The sequence below is a fragment of the Mycobacterium sp. NTMscope_MAC_12 genome (genome assembly GCF_976985675.1).
The window spans coordinates 4,197,945-4,217,734 of record NZ_CDRJYY010000001.1 but is presented as its reverse complement, the minus strand read 5'-3'; the positions used below and the strand labels follow the sequence as shown (position 1 = coordinate 4,217,734).

19 protein-coding genes are annotated in these 19,790 nt (G+C 71.4%); 8 read left to right on the top strand and 11 right to left on the bottom strand.

All coding sequences use genetic code 11. The features are described 5' to 3' along the window. Window position 1: 1 nt before the first annotated feature. Window positions 2-1,198 carry a CaiB/BaiF CoA transferase family protein gene (locus AC0KS4_RS19410; RefSeq protein WP_238956697.1) on the bottom strand — a complete coding sequence of 399 codons (1,197 nt, stop codon included), beginning with the start codon at window positions 1,196-1,198 and terminating at the stop codon, window positions 2-4. Window positions 1,199-1,214: 16 nt separating this feature from the next. After that, window positions 1,215-2,129: a class I SAM-dependent methyltransferase gene (locus AC0KS4_RS19405; RefSeq protein WP_238956696.1), complete on the bottom strand. Its 915-nt coding sequence runs from the start codon at window positions 2,127-2,129 to the stop codon at window positions 1,215-1,217. A gap of 147 nt (window positions 2,130-2,276) precedes the next feature. Here AC0KS4_RS19405 and AC0KS4_RS19400 point away from each other — a divergent pair, with 147 nt between their 5' ends. Then, window positions 2,277-2,927 (top strand): cation efflux transmembrane domain-containing protein, encoded by a 651-nt coding sequence (locus AC0KS4_RS19400; RefSeq protein ID WP_238956695.1) that lies wholly within the window; start codon window positions 2,277-2,279, stop codon window positions 2,925-2,927. Here AC0KS4_RS19400 and ctpC read toward each other — a convergent pair. The 4 genes from ctpC to AC0KS4_RS19380 form a co-directional block, all read right to left on the bottom strand. Continuing rightward, window positions 2,924-5,191 carry a manganese-exporting P-type ATPase CtpC gene (gene ctpC / locus AC0KS4_RS19395; protein WP_238956694.1) on the bottom strand — a complete coding sequence of 756 codons (2,268 nt, stop codon included), beginning with the start codon at window positions 5,189-5,191 and terminating at the stop codon, window positions 2,924-2,926. The genes AC0KS4_RS19400 and ctpC overlap by 4 nt on opposite strands. Window positions 5,192-5,199: 8 nt before the next feature. Continuing rightward, entirely contained in the window at window positions 5,200-5,481 is a 282-nt protein-coding gene (locus AC0KS4_RS19390) for a DUF1490 family protein (RefSeq protein ID WP_225328978.1), read from the bottom strand. Between the two features lie 109 nt (window positions 5,482-5,590). Beyond that, the gene (locus AC0KS4_RS19385; protein WP_238956693.1) at window positions 5,591-6,307 is read right to left on the bottom strand and encodes a TIGR03089 family protein; all 717 of its coding nucleotides are present in this window, start codon (window positions 6,305-6,307) and stop codon (window positions 5,591-5,593) included. Between the two features lie 6 nt (window positions 6,308-6,313). Beyond that, window positions 6,314-7,786 (bottom strand): LCP family protein, encoded by a 1,473-nt coding sequence (locus tag AC0KS4_RS19380; protein ID WP_238956692.1) that lies wholly within the window; start codon window positions 7,784-7,786, stop codon window positions 6,314-6,316. Window positions 7,787-7,911: 125 nt separating this feature from the next. Between AC0KS4_RS19380 and rfbD the strand changes: the two genes are divergently transcribed. The 3 genes from rfbD to manB are packed head-to-tail and all read left to right on the top strand — an operon-like array spanning window position 7,912 to window position 10,790. Continuing rightward, a complete protein-coding gene (rfbD, locus tag AC0KS4_RS19375; RefSeq protein ID WP_238956691.1) occupies window positions 7,912-8,829 on the top strand; it encodes a dTDP-4-dehydrorhamnose reductase in 918 nt (305 codons plus the stop codon). Continuing rightward, the gene (locus AC0KS4_RS19370; RefSeq protein WP_238956690.1) at window positions 8,822-9,712 is read left to right on the top strand and encodes a glycosyltransferase family 2 protein; all 891 of its coding nucleotides are present in this window, start codon (window positions 8,822-8,824) and stop codon (window positions 9,710-9,712) included. Before rfbD ends, AC0KS4_RS19370 begins: the two co-directional genes overlap by 8 nt. 1 nt (window position 9,713) lies before the next feature. Next, a complete protein-coding gene (gene manB, locus AC0KS4_RS19365) occupies window positions 9,714-10,790 on the top strand; it encodes a mannose-1-phosphate guanylyltransferase (RefSeq protein ID WP_238956689.1) in 1,077 nt (358 codons plus the stop codon). A gap of 83 nt (window positions 10,791-10,873) precedes the next feature. Here manB and AC0KS4_RS19360 read toward each other — a convergent pair whose 3' ends face one another. From AC0KS4_RS19360 to cofD, 4 genes are read right to left on the bottom strand one after another with little or no spacing between them, the layout of a single operon-like run. Then, complete coding sequence (locus tag AC0KS4_RS19360; protein ID WP_238956688.1) at window positions 10,874-11,413, bottom strand: NUDIX hydrolase; 540 nt, start codon at window positions 11,411-11,413, stop codon at window positions 10,874-10,876. Continuing rightward, window positions 11,410-13,005: a class I SAM-dependent methyltransferase gene (locus AC0KS4_RS19355; RefSeq protein WP_238956687.1), complete on the bottom strand. Its 1,596-nt coding sequence runs from the start codon at window positions 13,003-13,005 to the stop codon at window positions 11,410-11,412. The genes AC0KS4_RS19360 and AC0KS4_RS19355 overlap by 4 nt, the downstream gene beginning before the upstream one ends. A gap of 11 nt (window positions 13,006-13,016) precedes the next feature. Next, window positions 13,017-14,375: a coenzyme F420-0:L-glutamate ligase gene (locus AC0KS4_RS19350; RefSeq protein WP_225328970.1), complete on the bottom strand. Its 1,359-nt coding sequence runs from the start codon at window positions 14,373-14,375 to the stop codon at window positions 13,017-13,019. Next, on the bottom strand, window positions 14,372-15,373 hold the full coding sequence (cofD, locus tag AC0KS4_RS19345; protein WP_225328969.1) for a 2-phospho-L-lactate transferase: 1,002 nt from the start codon (window positions 15,371-15,373) through the stop codon (window positions 14,372-14,374). The genes AC0KS4_RS19350 and cofD overlap by 4 nt, the downstream gene beginning before the upstream one ends. 389 nt (window positions 15,374-15,762) lie before the next feature. Here cofD and AC0KS4_RS19340 point away from each other — a divergent pair, with 389 nt between their 5' ends. Beyond that, window positions 15,763-16,101 (top strand): WhiB family transcriptional regulator, encoded by a 339-nt coding sequence (locus AC0KS4_RS19340; RefSeq protein WP_255642085.1) that lies wholly within the window; start codon window positions 15,763-15,765, stop codon window positions 16,099-16,101. Window positions 16,102-16,117: 16 nt separating this feature from the next. Here the strand turns inward: AC0KS4_RS19340 and AC0KS4_RS19335 are convergent, their stop codons facing one another. Continuing rightward, complete coding sequence (locus AC0KS4_RS19335) at window positions 16,118-16,540, bottom strand: metallopeptidase family protein (RefSeq protein WP_225328968.1); 423 nt, start codon at window positions 16,538-16,540, stop codon at window positions 16,118-16,120. Between the two features lie 188 nt (window positions 16,541-16,728). On the opposite strand from AC0KS4_RS19335, the gene AC0KS4_RS19330 reads away from it, so the two are divergent. The 3 genes from AC0KS4_RS19330 (at window position 16,729) to AC0KS4_RS19320 (ending at window position 19,783) form a co-directional block, all read left to right on the top strand. Further along, window positions 16,729-17,184: a DUF3499 domain-containing protein gene (locus tag AC0KS4_RS19330; protein WP_225328967.1), complete on the top strand. Its 456-nt coding sequence runs from the start codon at window positions 16,729-16,731 to the stop codon at window positions 17,182-17,184. 92 nt (window positions 17,185-17,276) lie between these two features. Beyond that, window positions 17,277-18,683 carry a phosphomannomutase/phosphoglucomutase gene (locus AC0KS4_RS19325; protein WP_225328966.1) on the top strand — a complete coding sequence of 469 codons (1,407 nt, stop codon included), beginning with the start codon at window positions 17,277-17,279 and terminating at the stop codon, window positions 18,681-18,683. Continuing rightward, window positions 18,680-19,783 (top strand): TobH protein, encoded by a 1,104-nt coding sequence (locus AC0KS4_RS19320; RefSeq protein WP_238956686.1) that lies wholly within the window; start codon window positions 18,680-18,682, stop codon window positions 19,781-19,783. Before AC0KS4_RS19325 ends, AC0KS4_RS19320 begins: the two co-directional genes overlap by 4 nt. The last annotated feature ends 7 nt before the right edge of the window (window positions 19,784-19,790 follow it).

Genomic DNA, 19,790 nt, shown 5'->3' with positions numbered 1-19,790 from the left:
CTCACGATGCGGGTTGCGGTGCGCCCAGATACTCCTCGGTGTGCTGCCCGAGGGCCGGGGGAGGATCGGTGGCGTCAGCGTCGAAGCTGGAATACCGTGCCGGGGTGCGGATTACGGTGACCGCGTCCTCGCCCTCGCCGACCGGCAGGGCGAGCTCGTTCTCGGCGAACAGCGCGGTGCCGACCACCTGCTTCCAGGTGTAGGCGTGGCAGGCCATCAGGCCGCCCTCCTGGAGCAGCCGGACCCATTCGTCGGCGGTCTTGGCGGCCAGCGCCTTCTCGAGTTCCTCGGTGAGCTCCGGATAGTTGAGCGCGCGGGCGCGCTGGTCGATGAACCGTTCGTCGTCGCGCATGTCGGGGCGGCCGATGATCTCGCACAGCTTGTCCCAGTGCTTGGGCACGTACGCGCTGATCACCAGGTAGCCGTCGGCGGCCTTGAAGGCGTCCGACGGCTGGGTGGCGAACCCGACGCCCTTGCGCCGCTTGGGTTTTGACGTGGAATCGGACGGCTTGGGTTCCGCGTTCGGCTTGTTCAGGTGGATGGTCAGCTGGCTGGCCTGCAGGCTGATCGCGACGTCGTACATGGCGACGCGCACGACGTCGGCTACCCCGTGGCGCTCGCGGTTGAGCAGCGCGGCCAGCACCGCCTGCGCCAGCACGTGACCGCTGGCGGCGTCGACGAGCTGGAACGGAATGATCTGGGGTTTGCCGCTGGGCGTCGGCATCCCGGTCGTCATGCCCGATTCGGCGGCGACCATCAGGTCCACGCCGGGCCGGCTGCCCTCCGGGCCGTTGCCGCCGTAGGCTGACAGGCGCGCGTAGACGAGTTGGGGGTTGCGGGCTTGCAGCTCGTCGGGTCCCAGGCCCATGCGTTCCATCACCCCGGGCCGAAACCCTTCCAGCACAACGTCGGCGGTGTCGACCAGTCGCATGATCTGCTGCTTGGCCTCGTCGCTGCGCAGGTCCGCCATCACCGACTTCTTGCCCCGGTTGTGGGGCAGGAACAGGGTGGCCAGCGGCGGGCGGCCGGGCAGGACCGCGGTGATGTGGCGGGCGGCCTCGCCGACGGGTGCTTCGACCTTGATGACCTCAGCCCCCAGGTCGGCCAGCACCTGGCCTGCCATCGGCCCGGCGATGTTCTGGGTGAAGTCGAGAACCCGGAATCCGTCAAGCGGCTTGGGCGGCTTGCTGTTTGGCACGGTGTCTGCCTTCCTTTTAACGCGCCGCGTTGAGCACCGCGGTGCAGTAGTAGTTCTGGGCGAAGGGTGCCTCGGGGTCGGTCGACTGCAGCGGCAGCCCGGCGTTGGCCAGCAGCTGGTTCAGCGGGGTGCGCGCCGGTTGCCAGCCCCGCTGCTGCAGATAGGCCGCCACGTCATTGCGCGGCCCGGGGAACCCCAGATCGCCCAGCGCGATGTCGAGGCCGCGCTGCCGCCACTTTTCGCTCGCCGCGTTCAGCGCGTCCCCGCTGGCGCCGGTGTTCGCGAAGACCTCGGCCATCAGTTGGCTGCCATCGGCGGACAGCGCGGTGATGTTGTCCAGCAACCGGTCCTGGGCCTCGGGCGGCAGGAAGCCGATCAGCCCCTCGGCGGCCCAGGCGGCGGGCCGCCCGCTGTCGAACCCGGCCCCGCGCAGCGCCGACGGCCAGTCGTGGCGCAGGTCGACCGGGACGGTGCGGACCTCGGCGGTCGGCCGGGCGCCGAGTTCGGCGATGGTGGCGGCCTTGAATTCGAGGACCTGCGGCTGGTCGATCTCGAACACCGTGGTGCCCGCGGCCCAGGGCAGCCGGTAGGCGCGCGCATCCAGGCCGGAGGCGAGGATGACCACCTGGTGGATGCCGGCGGCCCCCGCCTCGGCGAAGAACGCGTCGATGTAGCGGGTGCGGGCGGCCATCATGTCGGTCATGCGCTGCATGCCCCACGCGGCGCCGGGCTCGTCGACGTCGTCGGCGTCGAGTTCGCCGGCGGCCCACCGGGTCATGAAGTCGACACCGACCGCGCGCACCAGCGGCTCGGCGAACCGGTCGTCGATCAGCCCGTCCCGGGTGGCCCGGGCCCGTCCCGCGGCCACCATGGTGGCGGTCGCCCCCACGCTGGTGGCCAGGTCCCAGGTGTCGTCGTCGGTGCGCGCCATCGCGGAATTCCCTTCGGGTCTACTGGTTAGCAACAATAACTACCCGCGCCGGGCCGCGGCCCGCGGGCCGCGCCGCGCCGCGACACAGATCGATCACGGCCGGGTGTTGCGGCACCGGCCCCGCCGTGCGCTCGCTAACCTGGCCCAATGACCACTTCGGTTGCCCTCGCGCGGGAATGCACCGCCGCGCACGACGCCGAATTCACGCGCGGCGCCGCATGGGCACGCCGGCTGGCGTGGATCAGCCTGGCCGTCGTGCTCGTCGAGGGCGTCGTCGGGCTGTGGCAGGGGTTCTCGGTCGGCTCCATCGCCCTGACCGGATGGGCCCTCGGTGGGGCGTCGGAGGCGCTGGCCAGCGCGATGGTGGTGTGGCGGTTCAGCGGTGCGCGCACTTTTTCCCACACCGCCGAGCGGCGCGCGCAACGCGGCGTCGCGGTGTCGTTCTGGCTGACCGCCCCGTACATCGCCGCCGAATCCATCCGCGAGCTGGCCGGTGACCACCGCGCCGAGACGTCGGTGATCGGCATCGCGCTGACCGCCCTGGCCCTGCTGCTCATGCCGGTGCTGGGCCGGGCCAATCACCGGCTGGGTGCGCGGTTGGGCTCGGGAGCCACCGAGGCCGAGGGCATCCAGAACTACCTGTGCGCCGCCCAGGCCGCCGGCGTGCTGATCGGCCTTGCCGCGACGGCGCTGTGGTCGAGCGCATGGTGGATCGACCCCGCCGTGGGGCTCGCGATCGCCGGTGTCGCCGTGTGGCAGGGCGTGCGCGCTTGGCGCGGCGAGCAGTGCGGCTGCTAGCTTCCGCCGCGCTCACCGCTGTCGCTCGGTGACCCGCTGCGCCCGGCTTCGCCGCGCTGGCGATCACCGTTGTCGGGCGGCACATCCAGCCGATATCTGATAAGCCGGGAGCTGTTGGCCACCACCGCCACCGACGACGCGTTGTGCAGGATCGCCGCCAGCACCGGGGACAGCGCGCCGCCCGCGCCGATGATCAGCCCGGCGGCGTTGACGGCGATGGACATGCTGTAGTTCTCCCGGATGACGTCGACGGCGCGGGCCCCCAGGTCCCGCACGTCGAGCAGGCGGTGCAGGTCGTCGTTGGCCAGCGCCACGTCGGCGGTCTCCACCGCGACGTCGGTTCCGGCCAGCCCCATGGCGATGCCGATGTCGGCGGCCGCCAGCGCGGGGGCGTCGTTGATGCCGTCGCCGACCATGCCGACGATGAAGCCCGCGTCCTGCAGTTCGCGCACCGCCGCGAGCTTGTCCTCCGGCATCACCTCGGCGCGCCACTCGTCGATCCCGAGTTCGCCCGCCACCACCTCGGCGATGTCCGGGTGATCGCCGGTGAGCATCACGATCCGGCGAATGCCGTTGGCGCGCAACTGCTTCAGCACGTCGGCGGCCTCCGGCCGCACCTCGTCGCGCAGGCTGATCAACCCCACCAGCTTGCCGTCGACCGCCAGCAGCAGCGGCGTCTCGGCCTCGCGGCGCAGCCGGTCCACCCATTCCGACGCCTTCTTGGACACCCGGACCTTTTCGGAACGCAGCAGCCCGGGGCTGCCCAGCAGCAGGGTGCGGCCGTCGGCCCAGGTCCGCATGCCCAGCCCGACCAGCACCTCACACTCCTCATGCGGCGGGATGGTGATGTGGCGCTCCTCGGTGGAGCGGATCACCGCCTCGGCCAGCGGGTGGCGGGAGTGGATCTCCGAGCTGGCCGCATAGGCCAGCACCTGCTCGGGCTGCCAGTCCTTGTGCAGCGCAATGATATTGGTGACCACCGGCCGCCCGACTGTGAGCGTGCCGGTCTTGTCGAACACGATCGCGTCCACCCGGCCGGCCTGCTCGAGATGCGAGCCGCCCTTGATCAGAATCCCGCGGCGCGCGCCGTTGCCGATCGCCGCGCTGATCGCCGTCGGGGTGGCCAAACCCACCGCGCACGGGCAGGCGATGAGCAGCATCGTCATCGCCCGGCGGACGTCACCGGTGACCGCCAGCGTGATGGCCGAGACGATGAACGAGGTGGGAACGAAACGGCGAGAGAAGTTTTCGCCGACGGTCTGGATCGGCGCCCGGTCGTGCTGCGCCTCTTCGACCCGGGCGATGATGCGCCCGATGGTGGTCTGATTGCCGACCGCGCTGGCCCGCACCACCAGCCGCCCGCGCACCACCACCGAACCGGCGTGCACGTGCGCGCCCGCCACGATGCTGACCGGAAGGTTCTCCCCGGTGATCGCGGACTGGTTGACGACGGCCTCGCCGTCGACCACCTCGCCGTCGACCGGGATCGCGACGTGGTCGTGCACCACGACCTCGTCGCCGATCTGCACGGTGTCGATCGGCACCTGCACCTCGTTGCCGTCGTCGAGCCGGAGCCATGCCGTGTCCTGGTTGCCGCGCAGCAGCTCCGAGATGGCCCGCCGGGTCCGTCGCAGCGTCAGGTCCTGCAGGTACTCACCGATGTTGAGCAGCCACAGCACGGTCAGCGCGACGACGTTCTCCCGCAGCACCAGGCTCGCCACGGTCGCCGCGGAGACCAGCGCGTCGGTCCCGGCCCTGCCGGAGCGCAATGAGCGCAGGGCGCCGCGCAGGAAGGGATAGCCGGTGAAGACGGTGACGCCGGTGGCGAACAGCCGGCCGCTGGGGCCGAGCAGCGGCGGCCGGGCGAACACGTAGCGGCGCACCCCGAGCAGGCCGAGCGCCGCGCCGCCGATCACCATGCGCAGCACGTCGGCGTTGCGGATCTCGGAGGAATGCGGCGCGCGGACCGGGATCAGCTCGGCGGCGACGTGTGCCGCGTCGCCGATGGCCGCGAGCACCGAGGACCGGTCGCAGCGCCGGGGCGAATACCAGACGACCACCGATCCGGTGCGCGGGTAGGCGTGCACCACGCGCACGCCCTCGCACTTGGCGACGGCCTCCTCGACCGCGACGGCGCGCCGCGAATCGGCGCGCACCCAGGTGACCGAGACCCGCATGCGCCCGGCGGCATCCGAAATCACCTGCAGCGCAGGGTCATTCGCCCGTGCCTCGTCTGCAACGTCGGGGACTAGGGCTAGGTCCATCGTGGCGATCAGTGCTCGTGGTCGTGGGTGTCGGCGATCGACGGCGTGGGCGCCTCCTCGCCGATGCGCTCGCGGGCCTCGGCCATCACGTCGGCGAGGCGCAGGCGCGCCGACTCGGCGGCCTCCTCGGCCCTGCGGGTGCCGCGGAGCCCGAGCTCGGCGCCCTTCACCGCGGTCTCGTGCAGCGGCGCCTTGGCCACGGCCTTGCGCACCACCTCGTAGGCCGTCACGCCGACCAGCCCGGTGACGACCGTCCCTGCCGCCTTCGCCAAGAGCCCGTACACCGCCATCACCGCAACCTTCCTCGTCGTCTCAGCGTTTAGCCCATGTCCGCTCGACGTTAACATCGAAATATTGCGATATCAATATGTATCGACGGCGGTGGCCCCGCCGGGCGGGTTACAGCACCCGGGTGACCTTTTCGGTCTCGATGCGGCGCGACTGCGCGTCCGGATCGGCGTTGGCCACCTGCACCAGCGAGGCGCCGACGGCCATGAGCGCCAGCAGGCCGTCCACCAGCTCGGCGGGGTCGGTCCACGGCTTACCGGACAGCACGCGGTCGCTCGACGTCAAACCCCTTGTCGCCGCGGAGGTTTGACAGTCCGCAAGCACCTCGTCGACCGGGCGCCCACCCAGCGCCGGGCCCGGGCGCGGTTCGGGAACGATCTGGTCGCCGTGCACCCGCACCGCGGTGGCGTAGTCGGTCACGCCGATCGGCAGGTCGGGCGCGGGGCGGCCGAACGCGTCGAGCGACAGCACCGCGACCTCGCCTCCCGCCACCGCGTCGTCGGCTTCGTCCAGCCTCTCGATGGTGCAGAGCGCCAGGTCGGCCGGGCCCGCCAGCACCGCCTCGGCGCCGATCCACCACACCCCGAACAGCACGGCCGCCGTCTGCCAGTGCGCGGGCAGCAGGATTGCGACGCGGCTGGCCGGCCCGGCCCCCAGTTCGTCGCGCAACAGGTTGCCCGTCTTGGCGGCCCAGTTGGCCAGCGTCACCCCGGACAATTCGATGCGCTCGCCGGTCGCGTCGTCGTAGTACGTGATCCGCGGGCCGACCGGGTCGGACCGCAGCATCGGATCGAGGATGGCACCGCTCAGCGTGCTCAGTTGATGCACGGGTCGTTAGTTTATGCACTCCGGCTTGTCGGAACCGGCGGTCAGGATCGGCGACGGCGGGGGAGCGCCCGCGTTGGCGGTCACCGCGCCGGCGGTGGACACCCGGGCGGGCATGATCGATTCGGTGCCGGACAGGCCCGAGCCCGGCCCGCTGTAGTCGTTGGCCAGCACCACCCGCACCGCGCCCGGCGCCAGTGAGGTGTCGGCGATCACCGGCAACCCGCCCAGTTCCTTGGCGACCTCTTTTGCCCCCATGTCGTCGCTCTTGGCGGCGCGGACCTGGCTGGCCTTGACGTGCCCGCCGTCGTTGTTGCCCACCGTGCCGGCGGCAAAGCCCTTGGCGCTCAACACGTCCGACACGGCCGCGGCCAGCCCGTTGATGTCGGTGTCGTTGACGACGCTGGCGGTGGTCTTCGCGGGGGTGTAGGCGATCTCCTCGGTCTTGCCCTGCTCCTGCTCGTGCAACAGGCCGCCGACCCAATCGGCCACCTGGTGCGGGTCCACCCGCACCACGCTCTGCATGCCGTCGTCGCTCCAGCCGGCGCCGTCGAGCACCGGGATGGTGGCGAACGCGACGTTGCCGCCCGCCAGCTTCTGCATCTGCTGCACGAAATCCATCACGTCCCACCCGGCCGAGATCACCACCGAACGCTGCACGGCGGATTCCAGGCGCCGCACCGTGGTGGGGCTGGACAACGTCTTGCCGGAGATGACCCGATGGGCCAGCGAGGCCATCACCACCTGCTGGCGCACCACCCGGTCCAGGTCGCCGCGCGGCAGTTCGTGGCGCTGGCGCACGAAGCTGAGCGCCTCCGGGCCGCTGAGCCGTTGCGGGCCCGCCGGGAAGTCCGCACCCGAAAGCGGTTCGAACACGGGCTCTTTGAGGCAGACGTCGACGCCGCCGAGGGCGTCGGTGATCAGCGAGAAACCGAGCAGGCCGATCTCGGCGTAGTGATCGACGGTGACGCCGGTGAGGTCGGCGACGGTCTTGATCAGCGCCTCGCGGCCGGCCTCGGTGCCCTGGGCGGCCGCATCCGCCGCGGCATCGCCGGCCCTGACCAGGCTGGCGCGTTTGGCTTCCCGGGTCTGGCCGTAGACGCCGTTGATCTTGGTCTTGCCCAGCCCGGGGGCGGCGACGTAGGAGTCGCGCGGGATCGAGATCGCGGTCGCCGACTTCCCGTTGTTGGGGATCCGGATGAGGATGATCGTGTCGGTGTTGGTGGCTTCCTCGTCGCCGGCCTTCAGCGTGTCCAGTTCCTCTTGGGACAGCGGGTTGCCGTGCGCGTCGGTGCGGCTGTCGAGGCCGACCAGCAGGATGTCGATCGCGCCGTCGTCGCCGCCCTTGCCCAGCGAGGGCGCCGACATGTGAAAGATGCCGTCTTCGAAGGACCGGACATTGCTCCACGCGATCCCGGTGCCGACGACGACCGCGAGCGTCAGCACGGTGGTAATCACACGAACCACACGTTGCACAGGCATCCCACTACATTACTTGCGACACATCAGCTTCACGGGTAGCCAATCGCGGCGTGGCCCGCGCCGCCCCGCGATTTCTTGGGCCACGCGCTTTTCTGGGCTTCGCCCGGCCATGCCAAACTCGAACCATGTCAGGCAGGATCGTGATCGCCGGGGCCGGTGGGCAGCTGGGCGGCTATTTGAGCTCGCTGGCGGCAGGTCAGGGCCGGGAGGTCCTGGCATGCGGGTCAGCGCAGTGGGACATCACCGACCCCGCGGCGGCCGAGCGGATCGTGCAGCGCGGCGACGTGGTGATCAACTGCGCGGCCTACACAGATGTCGACGGCGCCGAAACCGACGAGGCCGGCGCCTTCGCGGTCAACGAGGCCGGTCCCGGGCACATCGCGCGGGCCTGCGCGCGGGCCGGCGCCCAGTTGATCCACGTGTCCACCGACTACGTCTTTAACGGCGACTTCGGCGGCGCGCCGCCCCGGCCGTACGAGCCCAGCGACCAAACCGCGCCGCAGGGCGTGTACGCCCGCAGCAAGGTGGCAGGCGAGCAGGCCGTGTTGGCGGCGCTGCCCGAGGCGGTCGTGGTCCGCACCGCCTGGGTCTACACCGGCGGCACCGGCAAGGACTTCGTCGCCGTCATGCGCCGACTGGCCGCCGGGGACGGCCCGGTGGACGTCGTCGACGACCAGATCGGCTCCCCGACCTACGTCGGCGACCTGGCCGCCGCGCTGCTGCAGATCGTCGACGACCGCGTGCCCGGCCCGATCCTGCACGCCGCCAACGAGGGCGCGGTCTCGCGGTTCGACCAGGCCCGCGCCGTCTTCGAGGAATGCGGCGCCGACCCGGCCCGGGTGCGGCCGGTCGGCACCGACCGCTTTCCCCGGCCGGCGCCGCGGCCGGCCTACTCCGCGCTGGCCAGCGGACAGTCCGCGGCGGCCGGGCTGCGGCCGCTAAGGCCCTGGCGCCCTGCGCTTGTCGCGGCCCTGGCCGCCTCGCAAAGCGACGCTGCCAGCGGTGTCGCGGCCGATCGACCGTTACCCTCTACGCGTGACTGACGTTCTGCCGGTCGTGACGGTGACCTATTCACCGGGTCCGCACCTGGAGCGCTTCCTGGCCTCGCTGTCGCTGGCCACGGAGCGCGAGGTGTGCGTGCTGCTGGCCGACAACGGCTCCACCGACGGCACCCCGCAGGCCGCGGTCGATCGCTATCCCAACGTGCGGCTGTTTCACACCGGCGCCAACGTCGGCTACGGGACCGCGGTGAATCGCGCCGTCGCCCAGCTGGACCGCGAGGACGACTGGGTGATCGTGGCCAACCCGGACGTGCAGTGGGGCCCGGGCAGCATCGACGCCCTGCTGGACGCCGCGTCGCGCTGGCCGCGGGCCGGTGCGCTGGGCCCGCTGGTCCGCGATCCCGACGGGTCGGTGTATCCGTCGGCGCGGCATCTGCCCAGCCTGATCCGCGGCGGCATGCACGCGGTCGTCGGGCCGTTCTGGAAAACCAACCCGTGGTCGGCGGCGTACCGCCAGGAGCGGCTGGAGCCCAGCGAGCGCCCGGTCGGCTGGCTGTCGGGGTCGTGCCTGCTGGTGCGCCGGTCGGCGTTCGGCCAGATCGGCGGCTTCGACGAGCGCTACTTCATGTATATGGAGGACGTCGACCTCGGCGACCGGCTCGGCAAGGCCGGCTGGCTGTCGGTCTACGTGCCGTCGGCGGAGGTCCTGCACCACAAGGGCCACTCCACGGGCGGGGACCCGGCCAGCCACCTGGCCGCCCATCACAAGAGCACGTATATGTTTCTGGCCGACCGGCACGCCGGTTGGTTGCGCGCGCCGCTGCGCTGGACGCTGCGCGCCTCGTTGGCGGTACGTTCCCGCCTGATGGTGCGCAGCGCGGTGCGCGCGTCGGGCCGGGCGAAACTGGCGGAAGGGCGACACTGAGGTGGGAACTCCACAAGTCGACGTCGTGATCCTGGTCGGCGGCAAGGGCACCCGGCTGCGGCCGCTGACGCTGTCGGCGCCCAAGCCCATGCTGCCCACCGCCGGGCTGCCGTTCCTCACCCATCTGCTGTCGCGGGTCGCCGCGGCGGGCATCGAGCACGTCGTCCTGAGCACGTCGTACCGGGCCGGCGTATTCGAGGCGGAGTTCGGTGACGGCTCCAAGCTGGGCCTGCAGATCGAATACGTCACCGAGGAGAGCCCGCTGGGTACCGGCGGCGGCATCGCCAATGTCGCCGGCCACCTGCGGCACGACACCGCGATGGTGTTCAACGGCGACGTGCTGTCGGGCTCCGACCTGGGCCAGATGCTCGACTTTCACCGCGCCCAGGAATCCGACGTCACCCTGCACCTGGTGCGGGTGGGCGACCCGCGGGCGTTTGGCTGCGTGACCACCGAGGAGGGCAGGGTCACCGCCTTTTTGGAGAAGACTCAGGATCCGCCGACCGACCAGATCAACGCCGGCTGTTACGTGTTCTCGCGCGAGATGATCGACCGGATCCCGCGCGGCCGTGAGGTTTCGGTGGAGCGCGAGGTGTTCCCCGCGCTGCTGTCCGATCCCGGCGTCAAGGTCTGCGGCTACGTCGACGCCAGCTACTGGCGCGACATGGGCACCCCGGAAGACTTCGTCCGGGGGTCGGCGGATCTGGTGCGCGGCATCGCGCCGTCGCCCGCCCTGCACGGCCACCGCGGCGAGCAGCTGGTGCACGACGGCGCGGCGGTGTCCCCGGGCGCGGTGCTGATCGGCGGCACCGTGGTGGGGCGGGGCGCCGAGATCGGGCCCGGCGTCCGGCTCGACGGCGCGGTGATCTTCGACGGCGCCAAGGTCGAGGCCGGCAGCGTGATCGAGCGCTCGATCATCGGCTTCGGCGCGCGCATCGGCCCGCGGGCGCTGGTGCGCGACGGCGTGATCGGCGATGGCGCCGACATCGGCGCGCGGTGCGAACTGCTGCGCGGCGCCCGGGTGTGGCCCGGCGTGTCCATTCCCGACGGCGGCATCCGCTACTCGAGCGACGTCTGAAGGCGGGGGTGCCTTCGCGTCCCCGAACGTGAAGCCAGCCGCACGCTCGAGGCCGAACGTGAAGCTAGCCGCACACGCGGCGGCTAACGGGCACGCGTGGCCCGCGACACCAGGTACGCCAGCGCGTGATCGGTCCCGGCGGGCAGCGCGTCGGCCGGCCACCAGCGCAGGTCCTCCGACTCGTCGCTGATCGCGATCCGCGCCCCGGCCGGCGCGTGCGCCACGAACTGCAAATCCAGATGGCGGGTGGGCACGCCCAGCGAGCACACCACCGGATGCACGTGCACCGCGGCCAATTCGGGTTCCATGCGCAGCTCGTCGACCCCGGACTCCTCGGTGGCCTCGCGCATCGCCGCGGCGACGATGTCGGCGTCGTCGTCGTCGCAATGGCCGCCCAGCTGCACCCAGCGGCCCAGGCGACGATGCAACGTCAGCAGCACCCGGCCGCCGCTGTGATCGAGCACCAACGCCGACGCGGTGACATGCCCCGGCACGCACTCGCGGCGGCACGCGTCCTCGCGGGCCGCTACGAACGCCAAAACGGCGTGCCGCAACGAATCCTGGCCCGCGTCCGGGGGTTCCCAGTCGGACAGGATCGCGATCACCGACTCCCGCAGGCTCACCGCGAGCCCCGCCGTTTCCTGCGATGGGCCAGCGACGCCCACGCCGCGCGGCAGTCCGCCACGGTCTCGGCCGGCAGTCCCAGCCCGTCGATCAGCACGCGACGGTCGACGAGGTCGAGCGCCTTCTCGATCTCGTTGGCCTTCAACAGCAAATCGACGTCGCCGGCGAGGTCGGGATCGGCGTGTTCGGGCGCGGGAACGGGCAGCTGCTCGGCCTCGCGGGGTTCGAGCTCCAGCACGCCCCCGCCGTAGCTGCGGCCCATGACCTCGGTGAAGGCGAACGTCACGCTGTTGTGGAACACCGCGGCCAGCCCCGCCGGGTCGACGGGGCGCCCGCGGGAGCGGGCGAGGCGCACCCGATGGACGGTGTCGGTACTCGTGGCGCCCACACCATTGACGGTCAACCGCGGCGCCCGGTGAATCTGGCGCAGCAGGAACAGGTCTGGCGCCCACAGCGACGGCGTGCTCCACCAGGGCGTGCGGATCGAGCACTTGTAGCCGCGGTGCACGCCGGCCACCTCCCCGGCGCGGATGTGGGCGATCAACGCGGGATCGGCCGGCTCGCGTGGCGCGTTGAGCAGCCAGCTGCGGTGCGCGGAGGCGACATCGCTTGCCCGGCAATCGGTGTCGTAGATCAGCCCGGACAGCTGGGCGCTGCGCGAGACGAGCGGGACGCAATGCGGCCGCAATCCCCGCTCCCGGGCCTGGGCGTCGGTCAGGGTGAAAAACGCGTTGCGCCCGGTCACGATGCCCACATCCACCTCGGCCAGAGACCCGAGCGGGAGCAAGGCGTCGGAGGCCTTGAGCGCGCGCAGCAGCCGGATCGCGGCGGGGTCCAGAAAGTACTTGGTCCACTTCTCGTTTTCGTGCAGCAGCGCGGGCGCCCATTCGGCGTCCAGGTCCGCCCGCGCCAGCGCGTCGGCGTCGGGCAGGTGCACGGTGCGGATGCGGGCGGGGCCGGGGCCGGTGACGCCGCAGAACAACACGACCTCCTGCAGGATGCCGTCGAACACCAGCCGCTCGAAGGTCAGCAGCGTGATGTCGCGGAATCGGCTCAGCAGAAAGTCGCGCAACGGCGCCGCGTAGGTGACCTGCAGCAGCTCGGCCGGGAGCACCAGGCCCACCCGCCCGCCGTCGCGCACCAACATCGTGCTCGCCACGACGAACGGCACCCACGCGTTGGTCAGCCTGCTCGGCCGCAGGCCCTCGCGCCGCATCAATTCCAGCGCCGGGTCGCGGTGCTGCGGGGCCCAGTTGCCGAACCGGATGTAGGGCGGATTGCCGGCGACGCCGTCCCAGCCGCCGGCCCCGGCTTCAGCGGCGCCGGCCAGCCAGGTGAACAGGCTGTCGGTGTCGACGGGCGCGAACCGGCGGGCCTTGGCCGCCTCGCGCGCGATCAGCTCGACGCCGTGGGCGCGGTCGCTGAGCGCGGCCAGCTCGCGCAGGATCGCGCCGTCACCGCAGGAGGGTTCGACGATCTTGGGGCCGGCCTCGCGAACCCAGCGGGCCAAAAACCGTGCCACCGGCGCGGGGGTGTAGTAGCCGCCGCGGACCTTGTCGGCCGACGCCGCCGCCTTGCCCGCGAAGTTCATGGGCTCAAGTATTACTTGCGGATCAGCAGATCCCCGGGGTCCCCGGCGTCGCGCGGGCCGGCGGGCTCGTCGGCGTAGCCGATGGCGATGGCGCCCAACGGCTCCCAGTCGGCGGGCAGCTCGAGCTCGGCGCGCACCAGGTCGGCGGCGAAAATCGTCGACCCGATCCAGCAGCTGCCCAGCCCGCGCACCGCCAGCGCGACCAGCAGGGCCTGCACGGCCGCCCCGACGGCCACGGTGAACATGGTGTGCTCGGCGTCGGTGCGGGCGGCGTCGGGATAGGAATGCGCGCCGTCGGGAACCAGGACCGGGATGACGACTTCGGGCGCGTCGTAGAGGATCTGGCCGCGCGCCACCCGGCGCTCGATGGCGTCGGCGGGCTTACCGTCGCCGGCGAGGTCGGCGCGCCACTTGTCCTTCATCCGATCCAGCAGCCGGGCCCGCGTGGCCCGGTTTTGCAGCCAGGCGAACCGCACCGGGCGGGTGTGGTGGGGGGCCGGGGCGGTGAGGGCCTCGGCGACGGCCGCCTCCACCAGATCGGCCGGGACGGGCTCGGCGCCGAACCGGCGCACCGATCGGCGCAGCAGCTGCGCTTCGCGGCGGCCCAGGTCGATCGCCTCGGCGGTGCCGAGCCAGAACAGGTCTTCGGTGCCGGGCCGCAGCAGGCGCCGCGCCGTCGAGCCGTCGTCGGTCACGGACAGTCCGCGCACCACCGCCACCGGCATCGCGGTCAATTTGCCCTTGACCAGATCGGCGGCCGCGGCGATCTCGTCGGCGACCGCGACCTCGGTGACCAGCAACTCGTTGCCGTGTTGGTCGAGCGCCCCCGAATAGCCATGCAGCACAGCCAGACCCGCCGCGCCCACCGCCGCGTCGGTCTGGCCGTTGCGCCAGGCGCGGCCCATCGTGTCGGTGATGACGACGGCGACCTCGACGCCGAGCCGCTCGCGCAGCGCGGCGCGCAGCGTGGCGGCGCTGCCGTCCGGGTCGACGGGCAGCAGCGCCAGCTCGTCGCGCCCGACGTTGGAGCCGTCCACGCCCGCGGCGGCCTGGACCAGCCCGATCCGGCTCTCGGTGATCAAGGTCTTGCCCTTGCGGGCCAGCACGCGCACGGCTTCGTCGTCGACCAACTTGCGCCGCAGCCGGTCGCGCTCTTCCGGGTCGCGGGGCGCCGGCACCAGCCGGCCCTCGCATTTGGACACCGCCTTGCTGGTGACCACCACGACGTCGCCGTCGCGCAGCCAGGGTGCCCCGGCGGCGACGGCCGCGCCTAGATCGTCGCCGGGCCGGAACTCGGGCAGACCGGCGACGGGCAGGATCTCGATCGCGGCGGCGGTGCCGTGCTCGCCGGGTGGAGCGTTGTGGGTCACGGCGCCACCCCCGCCAGCTCCAGCCCGGCGCGGACCATCTCGGCGGTCGCCCCGGGGTCGGTCATCACCAGCGGCACCGAGCGCACCGCCACGCCGTCGATGTCGGCTGAGTCGCCTTCGCTCACCAGCCAGCAATCCAGGATGCCGGTGCCCCCACGCGCGCCGTAGTGGCGGCCGACGGCCTCGGCGGTGGACTCGACGCCGATCACCGACAGGCAGGCATCGGCCATGCCGCGCAACGGCTTTCCACCGATGATCGGCGAGTAGCCGACGACCGGGGCCTTCGCCGCGCGCAGCGCGCCGCGGACGCCGGGGACGGCCAGAATGGCGCCGACGCTCACCACCGGGTTCGACGGGGCCAGCAGGATGACGTCGGCGTCGGCGATGGCCGCCGTGGCTTCGGTTGTGGCGGCTGCCTTTTCGGCGCCGACGAAGGCGAAGCTGTGGGTGGGCACCTGGGCGCGGTAGCGCACCCACCACTCCTGGAAGTGGATGGCCCGCCGGCTGCCGTCGTCGGGATCGGTTATCACCACGTGCGTCTCGCAGCGGTCGTCGGTGACCGGCAGCAGCCGCGCGCCCGGTTGCCAGCGGTCGCACAGCGCCGTGGTGATCTGTGACAGCGGGTAGCCGGCGTTGATCATCTGGGTGCGCACCAGGTGGGTGCCCAAGTCGCGGTCGCCGAGTCCGAACCAGTCCGGCTGCACCCCGTAGCGCGCCAATTCCTCTTTGGCGTGCCAGGTTTCGTCGCGGTGCCCCCACCCTCGCTCCGGGTCGACACCTCCACCTAAGGTGTACATGCAGGTGTCCAAATCGGGGCAGACTCGCAGTCCGTGGATCCAGGCGTCATCGCCAACGTTGACGATCGCCGTCAGCTCGTGACTGCCGGCTTCCGTGTCTGGGCGCCGTAGCGTGTGAAATTGACCCAGTCCGAACAACTGTTGAACCCCCAGCAGGAAGCGGGCGCCGCCAACCCCACCGACCAGAACGGTGACCTTCACTTGAGCCTCACACAGCACGACAGTACTGCCCGTCGACAGCGCGGTGGCGGGCCCGTCGGGGCTGCCTCAAAGTTGGGCTTCCCCACCACTTGTGGGGAAGTTGGGGGCTATGTGATCGACACGCCGACGGCCCAAAGCAACAGAAACGCCGAAATTCGATCACGAGATGGTATGGAAATTCGCCGAAGTGCTTGACCCGGCAGATCAACCCGTGTCTAATCACATCAGTGTCATTTCCCGGTTGGCCGGCCGACTCCGGTGTCGCAGACCGAGATTCGATCACTTGTTCGAATTGTCTGTACATCAGAACAGTGGGAATCAAACACTCTCTCTCCAATCAAGCTGAGGAGGCGGACGACCGTATGTCTTACGAAACTTTTCGAGGCGCCATGGCGAGCACGCCGCACACCCCGATCGACTCGGCGCCGGACCGTCCCGCCCGGCCGCACCTGACCGTGGTTCCTGATGCGCCAGTCGCATTCGAGCCCGAGCCGTTGCCGGCGCCCGTCGCCGACCAATGGCAGGACCGAGCGCTGTGCGCCCAAACCGACCCCGAAGCCTTCTTCCCGGAAAAGGGTGGGTCCACCCGCGAGGCCAAGAAGATCTGCCTGGGCTGCGAGGTGCGCCACGAGTGCCTCGAGTACGCGCTCGAGCATGACGAGCGCTTCGGCATCTGGGGCGGTCTGTCCGAACGCGAGCGCCGCCGCCTCAAGCGCGGCATCATCTAAACGCCGCGCACCGTAGTTATTCGTCGTCGATCGTCGGATCGATGACCGACGGTTCAACGTCGAGATAGATGGCCACCTGGGCCACCAGGATCTCGTGCAGCAAGTCGCCGAGTTCGACTGTGTCCTTGGCCCTTCGCTCAATTGGCTTGCGGAACAGCACAATTCGCGCCCGCGTGGAGTTGCCGCGGATGTCGACACCGGCCGGGATCAACCTGGCCAGGGGGATCGGTCCGTCGGCGATCACCTCGGGTGGCCACTGCACGCTCTCGGGATCCTTGGCCGCGATCCGCGGAATCTCATCGACCGCCACGTCGAGCTCGGTCAGCCGGTCCTGCCAGTTCCGCTCGATGGGTTCGTAGGCCTCCAGCACCGCCATGTCGAACCGCTCGGCGCGGCTGCGCCACCCCGGCACGCTGGGGGGCAGCAGCGGGCCGCGCATCTCGCGCCCCCTGCGGAAGAGTCGATGGGTGACCGGTCGGCGCGGAGCCGATCCGTCCGAAAACCGATCTCTTCGCGGGGAACTGCGCGAATCGCCCACGCGCCGATGGTAACGGTTGCACATCGGCGCCCGTCCGGTTGCGCGTGTCCGGCGCTTGGGCGGCGTTTGTGCACGATAGCCTTTCGAACGTGAACGTTCCCCGTCGCTGTTGCCGGCCCGGGTGCCCGCACTATGCCGTGGCGACCCTAACGTTCGTCTATTCGGACTCGACGGCAGTCGTCGGCCCGCTGGCGACCGCTCGGGAACCCCATTCTTGGGATTTGTGCGTCAACCACGCCGGCCGCATCACCGCTCCCCGCGGATGGGAGCTGGTGCGCCATGCCGGTCCCCTTGTTTCCGAGCCCAATCACCCCGACGACGACGACCTTGTCGCGTTGGCCGACGCGGTCCGCGAAGGTGGTTCCGGGGAGCGCGGCGCGCCGTACGGCGGCACCGTCTCGCCCGTGAACGGCTTCGCGGACCCGCACATCCACCACGGCGGCTCCCAGGCCACCGCGCCCAGCAGCAGTGTGCTCGCCCCGCCGGAGCATCGGTCGGGGCGGCGCCGCGGGCATCTGCGCGTGTTGCCCGACCCGGCCGACTAGGCGGGTCCTGGCCAATCCGCCCGCACCGCGGCTCGTGTTCTCTTTCGCCCGATAGGCTGACGGCCAAGAGTTCACGTCGTCAGGAGTCCCGCATGTCTCGGCCCGCCGCGACTGTCCACCGTGTCGTCAAGGCTTACGACGTGCGTGGTCTAGTCGGCGAAGAGCTCGACCAGCCGCTGGTTACCGATCTGGGCGCGGCCTTCGCCCGCCTGATGCGCGCCGAGGGCGCCCGCCAAGTCGTGATCGGCCACGACATGCGCGACAGTTCGCCCACCCTGGCCGCCGCGTTCGCCGACGGCGTCACCGGCCAGGGTCTCGACGTGGTGCGCATCGGTTTGGCGTCCACCGATCAGCTCTACTTCGCCTCCGGGCTGCTGGACTGCCCGGGCGCGATGTTCACCGCGAGCCATAACCCGGCCGCCTACAACGGAATCAAGCTGTGCCGGGCGGGGGCCAAACCCGTGGGCGCCGAGAGCGGGTTGCGCGTCATCGCCGACGACGTCATCGCCGGCGTCGAGGGCTCCGCGGGCCACGACGGCCCGCCCGGAACGGTCACCGACCGCGACGTGCTGGCCGACTACGGGCAATACCTGCGGTCCCTGGTGAACACCTCCGGGCTGCGCCCGCTGCGCGTGGCCGTCGACGCCGGCAACGGCATGGCCGGTCTGACCACCCCCGCGGTGCTCGGCCCGATCGGCTCGATCACGTTGTTGCCGTTGTACTTCGAGCTCGACGGCTCCTTCCCCAATCACGAGGCCAACCCGCTCGAACCCGCCAACCTGGTGGACCTGCAGACGTTCGTGCGCGAGACCGGCGCCGACATCGGGCTGGCCTTCGACGGGGACGCCGACCGCTGCTTCGTGGTCGACGAGGGTGGCAACCCCGTGTCGCCGTCGACCGTGACCAGCCTGGTGGCCGCGCGCGAGCTGGGCCGCGAGATCGGCGCGACGATCATCCACAACGTGATCACCTCGCGCGCGGTGCCCGAACTGGTCAGCGAGCGCGGCGGCACACCGCTGCGCTCGCGGGTGGGGCACTCCTATATCAAGGCGCTGATGGCCGACACCGGCGCGATCTTCGGCGGCGAACATTCGGCGCACTACTACTTCCGCGACTTCTGGGGCGCCGACTCCGGGATGCTGGCGGCGCTGTACGTGCTGGCCGCGCTCGGCGAGCAGGACCGCCCGCTGTCGGAGCTGACCGCGGACTACCAGCGTTACGAATCGTCCGGCGAGATCAACTTCACGGTGGCCGACGCCGCGCAGTGCACGGAGGCGGTGCTGAGGTCGTTCGGCACCCGCATCCACTCCCTCGATCACGTGGACGGCGTGACGGTGGACCTCGGCGACGGCAACTGGTTCAACCTGCGCAGCTCGAACACCGAGCCGTTGCTGCGGCTCAATGTGGAGGGCCGCACCGCCGAGGACGTCGGCGCGATGGTCGCCCAGATCAGCGCCGAAATCGCCGCGCAGACGTCGCGCGCCGGGGCCACCCCGTGAACGCCACCCGGGCGGTCGATCTCGAAGACACCGAAGGCCTGCTGGCCGCCGACCGCGACGGCCTGCTGCGGGCCGCGTCGTCGGCCGGCGCGCAGGTGCGCGCGGTCGCCGCCGCGGTCGAGGAGGGCGCGCTGGACCCGCTGCGGGCCGAGGACCGTCCGCGCAGCGTGATCTGGGTGGCCGGCCGCGGCACCGCCGAGACCGCCGGGACGATGCTGGCCGCGACGTTGGGTTCGGTGACGTCCCAGCCGTTCACGCTGGCCGCCGAGGCGCCCCCGTGGGCGGGCCCGCTCGACGTGCTGATCGTCGCGGGCGACGATCCCGGCGACCCCGCGCTGGTCGCCGCCGCCGCGACCGGGGTGCGCCGCGGCGCGCGGGTCGTGGTGGTGGCGCCGTATGAGGGCCCGCTGCGGGATTCCACCGCAGGCCGCGTGGCGGTGCTGGCGCCCCGGCTGTGGGTTCGCGACGAGTTCGGGCTGTGCCGGTATCTGGCCGCCGGGCTTGCCGTGCTGCACGCCGTCGACCCGCGGCCCAGCATCGACCTGGGGTTGCTCGCCGACGAGCTCGACGCCGAGGCGCTGCGCAACAGCGCCGGCCGCGAGCTGTTCACCAATCCAGCCAAGCTGCTGGCCGCGCGGATCGCCGACCGCCAGGTCGCGCTGGCCGGCGACGGCGCCGCGACGCTGGCGCTGGCGCGGCACGGCAGCTCGGTGCTGCTGCGCGTCGCGAATCAGGTGACCCCGGCCACCGGGCTGGCGGACGCGGTGGTCGCCCTGCGCGCCGCGGCCTCGAGTGGCGGGATCGCCGATCCCGACGCCGCCTTGTTCCACGACGAGGAGCTCGACGGGCCGCTGCCGCCGCGGCTGCGGGTGCTGGCGATCATCCTGGCCGACGAGCAGACGGTGGTGGCCGCCAGGACCGCCGGGCTCGACGACGTCTACCTGCTCGCCGCCGAGGATGTGCCCGACGGACCCGGCGGCTCTGCCGGCTCCGGTGTTTCGCCTGCGCTGGGGGGTCCCGGCCGCGCCGAGCAACAGCTGGCAGTATTGGCCGTCCGGCTGGAGATGGCCGCGGTTTACATGCGACTGGTGCGGGGATAGATAGAAC

Bases quoted from the DNA above. Each gene is read 5' to 3' on its own strand.
- AC0KS4_RS19405 (WP_238956696.1), bottom strand. From the start codon at position 2,129: ATGGCGCGCACCGACGACGACACCTGGGACCTGGCCACCAGCGTGGGG.
- AC0KS4_RS19400 (WP_238956695.1), top strand. From the start codon at position 2,277: ATGACCACTTCGGTTGCCCTCGCGCGGGAATGCACCGCCGCGCACGAC.
- ctpC (WP_238956694.1), bottom strand. From the start codon at position 5,191: ATGGACCTAGCCCTAGTCCCCGACGTTGCAGACGAGGCACGGGCGAAT.
- AC0KS4_RS19390 (WP_225328978.1), bottom strand. From the start codon at position 5,481: ATGGCGGTGTACGGGCTCTTGGCGAAGGCGGCAGGGACGGTCGTCACC.
- AC0KS4_RS19380 (WP_238956692.1), bottom strand. From the start codon at position 7,786: ATGCCTGTGCAACGTGTGGTTCGTGTGATTACCACCGTGCTGACGCTC.
- rfbD (WP_238956691.1), top strand. From the start codon at position 7,912: ATGTCAGGCAGGATCGTGATCGCCGGGGCCGGTGGGCAGCTGGGCGGC.
- AC0KS4_RS19355 (WP_238956687.1), bottom strand. From the start codon at position 13,005: ATGAACTTCGCGGGCAAGGCGGCGGCGTCGGCCGACAAGGTCCGCGGC.
- AC0KS4_RS19340 (WP_255642085.1), top strand. From the start codon at position 15,763: ATGGCGAGCACGCCGCACACCCCGATCGACTCGGCGCCGGACCGTCCC.
- AC0KS4_RS19335 (WP_225328968.1), bottom strand. From the start codon at position 16,540: ATGCGCGGCCCGCTGCTGCCCCCCAGCGTGCCGGGGTGGCGCAGCCGC.
- AC0KS4_RS19325 (WP_225328966.1), top strand. From the start codon at position 17,277: ATGTCTCGGCCCGCCGCGACTGTCCACCGTGTCGTCAAGGCTTACGAC.